At 32.4% G+C, this 9,123-nt stretch carries 9 protein-coding genes; all 9 read left to right on the top strand.

The annotated features are described in order from the left end of the window. A partial coding sequence (locus tag BLP44_RS23065; protein ID WP_211516890.1) for a hypothetical protein occupies nt 1-353 on the top strand: 353 nt, incomplete at its 5' end. Nucleotides 354-868: 515 nt separating this feature from the next. Next, nucleotides 869-2,815 (top strand): threonine--tRNA ligase, encoded by a 1,947-nt coding sequence (gene thrS / locus BLP44_RS17955; RefSeq protein ID WP_091134874.1) that lies wholly within the window; start codon nt 869-871, stop codon nt 2,813-2,815. A gap of 16 nt (nt 2,816-2,831) precedes the next feature. Beyond that, nucleotides 2,832-3,386, top strand: a complete 555-nt coding sequence (gene infC / locus BLP44_RS17950; RefSeq protein ID WP_083219836.1) for a translation initiation factor IF-3 — start codon at nt 2,832-2,834, stop codon at nt 3,384-3,386. 113 nt (nt 3,387-3,499) lie between these two features. Continuing rightward, on the top strand, nt 3,500-3,697 hold the full coding sequence (gene rpmI, locus BLP44_RS17945) for a 50S ribosomal protein L35 (protein WP_008464950.1): 198 nt from the start codon (nt 3,500-3,502) through the stop codon (nt 3,695-3,697). Nucleotides 3,698-3,870: 173 nt separating this feature from the next. Beyond that, entirely contained in the window at nt 3,871-4,215 is a 345-nt protein-coding gene (rplT, locus tag BLP44_RS17940; RefSeq protein WP_008464948.1) for a 50S ribosomal protein L20, read from the top strand. 141 nt (nt 4,216-4,356) lie between these two features. Then, on the top strand, nt 4,357-4,929 hold the full coding sequence (locus tag BLP44_RS17935; RefSeq protein WP_008464946.1) for a Crp/Fnr family transcriptional regulator: 573 nt from the start codon (nt 4,357-4,359) through the stop codon (nt 4,927-4,929). A 79-nt stretch (nt 4,930-5,008) separates the two neighbouring features. Beyond that, nucleotides 5,009-5,443 (top strand): carboxymuconolactone decarboxylase family protein, encoded by a 435-nt coding sequence (locus tag BLP44_RS17930; protein WP_008464944.1) that lies wholly within the window; start codon nt 5,009-5,011, stop codon nt 5,441-5,443. A 411-nt stretch (nt 5,444-5,854) separates the two neighbouring features. Then, a complete protein-coding gene (locus BLP44_RS17925) occupies nt 5,855-7,333 on the top strand; it encodes a tetratricopeptide repeat-containing sensor histidine kinase (protein WP_244511806.1) in 1,479 nt (492 codons plus the stop codon). Beyond that, nucleotides 7,333-9,120 carry an ATP-binding protein gene (locus BLP44_RS17920; RefSeq protein WP_091134872.1) on the top strand — a complete coding sequence of 596 codons (1,788 nt, stop codon included), beginning with the start codon at nt 7,333-7,335 and terminating at the stop codon, nt 9,118-9,120. Before BLP44_RS17925 ends, BLP44_RS17920 begins: the two co-directional genes overlap by 1 nt. The last annotated feature ends 3 nt before the right edge of the window (nt 9,121-9,123 follow it).

The raw sequence follows: 9,123 nt of genomic DNA, 5'->3' as shown, positions 1-9,123 counted from the left end.
TGAAGCTTTCTTATCGCTTCAGTTTCTCAACTTTTTCTTCCAATCTTTCAATGAGCTTCCGTGTTTTGCGGGGTGCAAATGTAAAAAGCTTTTTCTTTTCCCGCAAGCTTTTTCCAATCTTTTTTTTTCGAAAATCTCTTTTCTCAAATATCTTAAAGCTGCCGGAATGTCTAAGAGCGTTTTTCGCCGTTGCGGGTGCAAAAGTAGAACCTTTTTCCGCTTTTCCAACACTTTTCCCAGACTTTTTTCAATCTTTTTTCAAGTTATTTCTTAACTGTCTCATAACAGACGCTTTACATTTTGGATGTTTTTCACCGAGCGTAAGGTTTTTCCTGATACAGCCGCATTTTTGATATTTTTAAGCGCTTCTGATTTCTCGATTCTGAAGAGTTTTCAGCTTTTCCACCTCTTTTCTGAGAAGATTTCAGGCTCCAAAGCTTCTTCTTCCATCTTTTTTATTCCCCTAAAGGCACTAAGACGCCAACTCCGATCCTCCTTTTTCCTCTGGAAACCGGCGCCATAGCCCCGATAGAAGCGGAAATCCTTTTTATGGCGGGGTTCGCCATAAAAAGATTGCAGCGAATAGCGGGAAACAGCTCCTTATCAATAGCAAAACTGCAATGGTGAAATTCCAAATCGCAAAACTTTAAAGGGCTTCGGCTTCACTCAGCATGACAGTCGAGGGTTTCTCCTATATATATGTAAAAAAAAAAAACTGGCAGGTTTTAAAAAACCGACGGTCCAAAAATAAGAGATAGTCGTAGGTAACACAATAAAACTATACTTATATATAATAGAGTAAACTTCTACATATATATTGTATGTATTTTTGTAATCATGTATATTTGCATTCACAAAATTATAAACAATGATCAAGATTACTTTACCCGATGGGTCAATTAGAGAGTTCGCTTCAGGCGTAACTCCAATGGAGGTCGCTAAAAACATTAGCGAAGGTTTTGCAAGAAATGTTATTTCTGCATCTTTTAATGGTACAACTATTGAAACCGAGACTCCATTAACGACCGACGGTAATCTTATTTTATATACCTGGAATGATGCTGAGGGAAAAAAAGCTTTCTGGCACTCAACTTCGCACGTAATGGCTCAAGCTCTTGAGGAATTGTATCCTGGAATTAAACTAACTCTAGGACCTGCAATTGCTAATGGTTTTTATTATGATGTGGATTTTGAAGACCAAAAAATCTCCGAGGCTGATTTTAAAAAGATTGAAGATCGTATTCTTGAAATCGCAAGAGGAAAGTTTGATTTTAAAATGCGTCCGGTAAGTAAAGCGGAAGCATTAGAAATGTATAAAGACAACGTTTACAAGACTGAATTGATTTCAAACCTTGAAGATGGAACCATTACTTTTTGCGACCACTCTACTTTTACTGATTTATGCCGTGGTGGACATATTCCGAATACCGGAATTATCAAAGCTGTAAAAATCATGAGCGTTGCCGGCGCATACTGGAGAGGTGATGAGAAAAACAAACAGTTGACTCGTGTATACGGAACATCTTTCCCAAAACAAAAAGATTTAACTGAATATCTTGAACTTCTTGAGGAAGCAAAACGTCGTGACCACCGTAAGTTAGGAAAAGAACTAGAATTGTTTGCTTTCTCTCAAAAAGTAGGTCAAGGTTTGCCTTTATGGCTACCAAAAGGAGCTGCTTTAAGAGATCGTTTGGAACAGTTCTTAAAAAGAGCTCAGAAGAAAGCCGGATACGAGCAAGTAGTTAGTCCACATATTGGACAGAAAGAACTTTATGTTACTTCTGGTCACTATGCAAAATATGGAGCTGACAGCTTCCAACCGATTCATACTCCAGCTGAAGGCGAAGAGTTCTTATTGAAACCAATGAACTGTCCTCACCACTGTGAAATTTACAATGTAAGACCTTGGTCATATAAAGATTTGCCAAAGCGTTATGCTGAATTTGGTACTGTTTACAGATACGAGCAATCTGGAGAACTACACGGTTTAACTCGCGTAAGAGGATTTACTCAAGACGATGCACATATCTTCTGCACCCCAGAGCAATTGGACGAGGAGTTTAAAAAAGTAATTGACCTTGTATTATATGTATTCGGTTCTTTAGGTTTTGAAAACTTTACCGCTCAGATTTCACTTAGAGACCAGGAAGACAGAGAAAAATACATTGGTACAGATGAAAACTGGGAAAAGGCTGAAAATGCAATCATTAATGCAGCAAAAGACAAAGGTCTAAATACTGTTGTAGAATATGGCGAAGCAGCATTTTACGGTCCGAAACTGGATTTCATGGTAAAAGACGCTTTGGGAAGACAATGGCAGTTAGGGACTATTCAAGTAGATTATAATTTACCTGAGCGTTTTGAATTAACCTATAAAGGTGCTGATAATGAATTACATCGCCCTGTCATGATTCATAGAGCTCCTTTTGGATCTATGGAGCGTTTTATAGCAATTTTACTTGAACATACTGCAGGAAATTTCCCACTTTGGCTAATGCCTGAACAAGCTATTATCTTGTCTTTGAGCGAGAAATACGAAAATTATGCTAAAAAAGTTTTAGATTTGCTAGAAAATCACGAAATTCGCGCCCTAATTGACAACCGAAATGAAACTATCGGTAAGAAAATTAGAGATGCAGAAATGCAAAAAATTCCATTTATGCTTATCGTTGGTGAGGAAGAAGAGAAAAACGGAACGATTTCTATTCGTCGTCATGGACAAGAAGGAAAAGGTAACATCACAGTTTCAATCGACGAATTTGCTTCGATTGTTGACGAAGAAATAAAAAAGACATTAAAAGTATTTACAGTTTAACTTAAATTAGAAAGTCATAGCAATAAAAAGTAACAGAGGTTTTCAACCTCGAGTAGAAAAAAAAGACACACACAGAATAAACAATCTTATTCGTGTTCCAGAAGTACGTCTTGTAGGTGAGAACATCGAACCTGGCGTTTTTAAAATAGCTGATGCATTGCGTTTAGCAGATCAGCTTGAGTTGGATTTGGTTGAAATTTCTCCAAATGCTGAGCCGCCAGTTTGTAAAATCATGGACTACAAGAAATTTGTTTATGAACAAAAGAAACGTGATAAAGCATTAAAGGCTAAATCTTCTCAGGTTGTTGTAAAAGAAATTCGTTTTGGTCCTCAGACAGATGAGCACGATTATGAGTTTAAAAGAAAGAATGCTGAAAAATTCTTAAAAGAAGGAGCTAAATTAAAAGCTTTCGTTTTCTTTAAAGGACGTTCAATCATTTACAAAGATCAGGGTCAGATTCTATTATTACGTCTTGCTCAAGACTTAGAGGAACACGGAAAAGTTGAGGCAATGCCAGTTCTGGAAGGAAAGAGAATGATTATGTTCATTGCTCCGAAGAAAAAGAAATAAGTCGAAAGCTTAAAGTCTTAAAGTCGAAAGTCATAAACTGACTTTTGACTTTTAACTTTTTACTTTTTACTAAAGATATAAGTAAGTAAGAATAAATTAAAACACTAGGAAAAATGCCTAAAATGAAAACAAAATCTAGCGCTAAGAAACGTTTTAAAGTTACTGGCTCTGGAAAGATTAAAAGAAAGCATGCTTTTAAAAGTCACATCTTGACTAAAAAATCTAAAAAACGTAAATTAGCTTTGACTCACTCAGCGCTAGTTCACCAAACAGATATGAGAAGCATTAAACAACAATTAAGAATTATCTAATAAGTCTAAAGTTAGAAAGTCTTAAAGTCAAAAGTAATTTTCTTTTGACGTTTGATATTCGACATTTGACTAAGATTTCTTTAGGTTAAAAAATTATTTATATAACCTTGGAGTATGGCTTTAAGTTCCTTTGATTCAATTCAGGACGCCTGCTACAAAAAAACATTAAAATTATGCCAAGATCGGTAAATTCAGTTGCTAAAAGAGCAAGAAGAAAAAAAATAATGAAGCAAGCCAAAGGTTTCTTTGGTAGACGTAAAAACGTTTGGACAGTTGCTAAGAACGCGGTAGAGAAAGCGATGAGCTACGCTTACCGTGACAGAAAACAGAATAAAAGAAATTTCCGTTCATTATGGATTCAACGTATTAACGCTGGAGCTAGATTAGAAGGAATGTCTTATTCTCAATTCATGGGGAAAGTTAAAGCTAACGGAATCGAATTGAACAGAAAAGTTCTTGCAGATTTAGCTATGAACCACCCTGAAGCTTTCAAAGCTATTCTTAATAAAGTAAAATAAAACGTTTTATAAACTCAATTTAAGATTACTTACTTATTATATAAAAACCATTCGTTAAAGCGAATGGTTTTTTGTTTTTTGACCACATATTATTATATGACTAAATAATAAATTAAATTTACTTAAAGTAATTTCTACAAAATGCAAGACGCACTTATCCATCATATTCAAAAGTTTGTACAACTTGAATCTCATGAGATCGATGTACTCGAGAGTTGTCTTGGTCTCTCACAGATTAAGAAAAAAGAACATGTTCTACAAGAAGGACAAATATGCAATACAATGTATTTTGTTGTAAAAGGCTGTATGCGTCAATACATAATTAACTCTAAAGGTACTGAACAGACTCTTCAATTTGGAATAGAAAATTGGTGGATTACCGACTATTTAAGTTATCATAACCATGTTCCGTCTCATTTTTATATACAAGCTGTTGAAACTACTGATGTAATTGCTATTGAAAAATCTGTTTTAGATTCTTTATTAATTCAAATTCCTAAACTCGAAAAATACTTTAGAATTGTAGCACAAAAAGCTTTTGGGGCTGCACAAATGCGTATTAAATTCTTGTTTACCATGTCTGCCGAAGAACGTTATAATCATTTTAAAAATTTGCAACCAGACTTCGTTCAACGTGTTCCTCAATACATGCTTGCCTCCTACTTAGATTTTTCGGCCGAATTTATGAGTAAAATAAGAGCTGGAAAAGTGTGATTTGAATTTCTTGAAGTAGTTCAAGTTTTTAAGAGTATACATTACTGACCTTTGTAATGAACTTTTAAAACACATAAAAATGAAACCAAGAATTGTTATTCCGAATGCAGCTCCAGAGGCTTATCAAGCATTGATGAATTTAGAAAAATATATTTCATCAACTTCATTAACACCTGTACACAAAGAATTAATTAAAATCCGCGCTTCGCAAATTAATGGCTGTGCATTTTGTATTAACATGCATACTGCAGACGCTAGAAAGCATGGTATTTCTGAACAAAGAATTTATTTAATTAGCGCTTGGCGCGAAGCAGATTTTTATACTGAAGAAGAAAAAGCAATCTTAGCATTAACAGAACAGGTTACATTAATTGGCAATCATGTTTCAGATGAAGTTTACGAAAATGCTGCTAAATTATTTGATGAAAAATATCTTGCAGAGATACTTTTAGCCATCATTACAATTAACTCTTGGAATAGATTAGCCATTACAACTGGAATGCGTGCATCATAATTTTATAAAGATAATATTTATATCATTTTCAAACTTTAACAACCCTCTCTGTGAGGGTTTGTTTGTATATAATTGTAAATGAACAGTCAAAAAATAGCGAATTCATCTTTTTACAAAAACAGGTATTTATACTCTTTCACAGGAACTGATATTTTTTATTTTTGGCGCATGATACCGAAAAGAATACAATTTACACTCTATATAATTTTAATTTTTATAGTTTTTTTTTCCTGCCAAAACCCCAAAAAAAATACAGCAAAAATTACAAATGACAAGGCCAAAATAGAAAAAACAATACATGCAGCAGACTTATTCTACAAAAATAAAAAGTTTGATAGTGCATTTTATTTTTACAATAAAGCAAGAACAAAATGTAACCCTAATAAGGATGCCAAAAGTTACGTTTATTGCATGTATTACATGTCCGAAATTCAACAAAACCATGAGGATTTTATTGGAAGCACTATTACCGCAAAAGAAACAATTCCTTATCTTAATAAAATAAAAGATCCAAATCAAGTATGGAATATCTATAGCGTTTTAGGTAGAAACTATTATTATACTTATGACTATCCAACTGCTATTTATTATTACTCCAAAGCATTTGTTTTGAAAGTTGACAGAATCAATACACTTGAAGCAAAAAACAATATTGCCGCTATTTATCTTGATCAAGGCAAGTACAATAAAGCATTGAAAATTTTCTTATCTATAAGCAAAGAAAAACTTGTACTGCAAAATCCCATATATTATTCCAAAATACTCGATTATATTGGCATTTGTTATCTCAAACTAAAGAATTCGAAAGCTTTAACTTTTTTTAAAAAGAGCATACAAATAAACTCTGCAACAAAGCATGAAGAGGGTTTAGGCAAAACATATTATAATCTTGCTGAATATCATCATAACAATAAGGCTTTATCGATGATGTATGCCAAATTAAGCTACAAAAATCACACCTTATCTGGTAATACTAATGATCGCTTACTTGCTTTAAAATTTATTATAGAAAACACTGTTTCTCCCTCAGAGATAAAAGAAAATGCTCTTCTTTATATAAAAGAGAATCACCGCATTTATGCCTTTAGACAAAAAGCAAAAAATCAATTTGCCAAAATGAAATATGATTCTAAAAGGGAAAAAGATGAAAATTTAAAATTAAAGGCTCAAAAAATCAAAAACGAACTCCAATTGGAAAAACAGGAAAGCAAAAATATTATTTCATATATTATAATCATATTAGCATCATGCTTGATTGTATTCGTATATTATTATTTAACTGCACGAAATAATCGCCAAAAAATTGAAGCAACTTATCAAAGCGAAACGCGAATTTCAAAAAAACTGCATGACGAATTAGCTAATGACATTTATCATACGTTAGCTTTTGTTGAGAATAGAAATCTTTCTGCTGAAGAAAACCGAAATTATTTACTGAAAAAGCTAGATGATATCTATTCTCGAACAAGTGATTTATCGAAGAAAAACATTCCGACTTTAAGCAACCAAAATTTTACAATTTCACTTAAAGAGATGATTTCTGGATTTAGTACCTCTAAAATAAATCTCTTAATAAATGGTTTAGATGAAATTTCGTGGGATCAACTTGATGAAATGAAAAAAGTATCGGTTTACAGAATCATCCAAGAATTGCTGGTAAACATGAAAAAGCATAGTGATGCTACTTTAGTTGCCATAAGTTTACAAAAAGGAAACAATACTATTATAATTAACTATACCGATAACGGAAAAGGAATTGATTCAAACAAAATGGTTCACAAAAATGGCTTGCATAATATTGAGAATCGAATTCGAGCCATCAAAGGTGAGGTCGAAATCGGTTCAGATTTTGGAAAAGGTTTTAAGGTCTTAATTAAATTTCCTGCGTAATGATTAAAAACCCGTTTCCCTTTTTTCAAAAAAAAAATATTCTTTTTTGTTTGCTAATCATCTGTTTGATTCTAGCAACTCTATTTTTCGCACAGTTTTTTGAAACAGAAAAAAAACAAAAAAATTACCACAAAGCTGGTCTCTCAATTAAAATAAAAAAAACATCAGAAAAAGCTCAAGCTTTTTTTAGTGCTGGAAAATATGACAGTGCTTATTTTTACTTCAACAAAACGCAATTGCTCTGTGATCCTAAAGAAGATTATCCTGATGAATATGTTAGTTCATTAAACTACATGGTAGAAATTCTACAACGATATGGCAATTACTATGAAGCAGAAGATAAGCTTATAAAAGCATTTCCTTATCTAGAAAAAACATCTGATAAAAAGCATGGCACTAATGCTTACACGTTTATGGCTTATAATTATTTTTATACCTACAATACCGAAAAGGCACTATATTATCATAGAAAAGCATTAAAAAGAGCAAAATCTACCTTTAGAAAAGCACGAATACTATCTGAAATTGCATTTGTTTATGTTCAACAAAAAAAATACCAGGAAGCGAAAGATGTATTAGAACCAATATCCAAGTGTAAAATTGCAGATAAAATCACACCTTCAAATACAAACCTTGTACGTTCTGCTATATTGTATAATTTAGCTCTTTCCTACATAGGTCTTGGAAATCATAAAGAAAAAGCTTTAAAGTGTCTTAACGAAAGTTTAGAATTAACTATTCCGTACAATAATGATTTTGAACTAATTGCCAATTATTTTGGTTTTTATAAATATTACTCAAAATACTACAATGCAGAACTAAAAAAAATTTACGCAGAGAAATCTTATTATGCTGCAAAACGAGCAAAATCAGCAGGAAATGAGATTAACAGAGTAGCCGATCTACTTGAGGCAGACATGGCTGAGAATTCAAAAAAACACTGGGAAATTTATACAAGAAAAAATGATAGTCTCTATATAAGTAGAAAAATAGCAAAAAATCAATTTGCTGACTTAATATACAACTCAAAGAAAGATAAAGAAGAAAATCTAGAACTCAAAAACCAAAAAGCAGAAAAAGAATTAGAACTGCAAAGACAAAAAAACAGCAGCTACATCTCTTATATTGTAATTTTTATTAGTATTATCAGCTCGGTGTTTATAGTTTTTTATTTAAATACGAAAGGGAAAAAAGAAAGTAACAATGAAGTTTTCAGAAACGAAATGCGTATTTCTGAAAAATTACAGCTTGAGCTTGAAAGGGATATAGACAAAATTTTGCTTTTTACGATAAAGAGCGACTTAGAAAAAAAAGAAAACAAAGAAAAGCTCCTCTCGCATTTAAACAATATTTACTCTATAACAAGAAAGGTCTCTAGAGAAAATAGTGAAATATTGACTAATGAAAACTACGAAATAGGACTGAAAGAAATGATTGCCAGCTACGCAAACTCCCACTTAAATATCATAATAAATGGCTTAAATACTTTTTCGTGGTCCAAAATTGATCGGGTAAAAAAAATAACTGCTTTCCGTGTTATCCAAGAAATTTTTGAGCAGATGAAAACATTAAACAATGCGTCACTAGCAAGCATAACTTTCAAAAAAAATGAAAAAAACATCTTTATAACTTACACGGATAATGGAACAAAATTTAATGGTGAACAATCAATTTTACAAAAAAGACTACAAAATGTGGAAAACCGTATTGAAACAATAAAAGGAACAATTAATTTTGATGCAAATTCAGAAAGTGGTTTTAAAATAAGTATCAAATTTCCTATATAATAC

The sequence above is a fragment of the Flavobacterium anhuiense genome (assembly GCF_900101855.1).
Taxonomy (GTDB): Bacteria; Bacteroidota; Bacteroidia; order Flavobacteriales; family Flavobacteriaceae; genus Flavobacterium; species Flavobacterium anhuiense.
Note: the sequence above shows the minus strand (reverse complement) of the source record. Positions and strands in the feature narration are given on the sequence as shown.

Excerpts from the sequence above, each read along its gene's own strand:
- thrS (WP_091134874.1), top strand. The coding sequence starts at position 869 with ATGATCAAGATTACTTTACCCGATGGGTCAATTAGAGAGTTCGCTTCA.
- BLP44_RS17925 (WP_244511806.1), top strand. The coding sequence starts at position 5,855 with ATGTATTACATGTCCGAAATTCAACAAAACCATGAGGATTTTATTGGA.
- BLP44_RS17920 (WP_091134872.1), top strand. The coding sequence starts at position 7,333 with ATGATTAAAAACCCGTTTCCCTTTTTTCAAAAAAAAAATATTCTTTTT.
- BLP44_RS17930 (WP_008464944.1), top strand. The coding sequence starts at position 5,009 with ATGAAACCAAGAATTGTTATTCCGAATGCAGCTCCAGAGGCTTATCAA.
- rpmI (WP_008464950.1), top strand. The coding sequence starts at position 3,500 with ATGCCTAAAATGAAAACAAAATCTAGCGCTAAGAAACGTTTTAAAGTT.
- BLP44_RS17935 (WP_008464946.1), top strand. The coding sequence starts at position 4,357 with ATGCAAGACGCACTTATCCATCATATTCAAAAGTTTGTACAACTTGAA.
- rplT (WP_008464948.1), top strand. The coding sequence starts at position 3,871 with ATGCCAAGATCGGTAAATTCAGTTGCTAAAAGAGCAAGAAGAAAAAAA.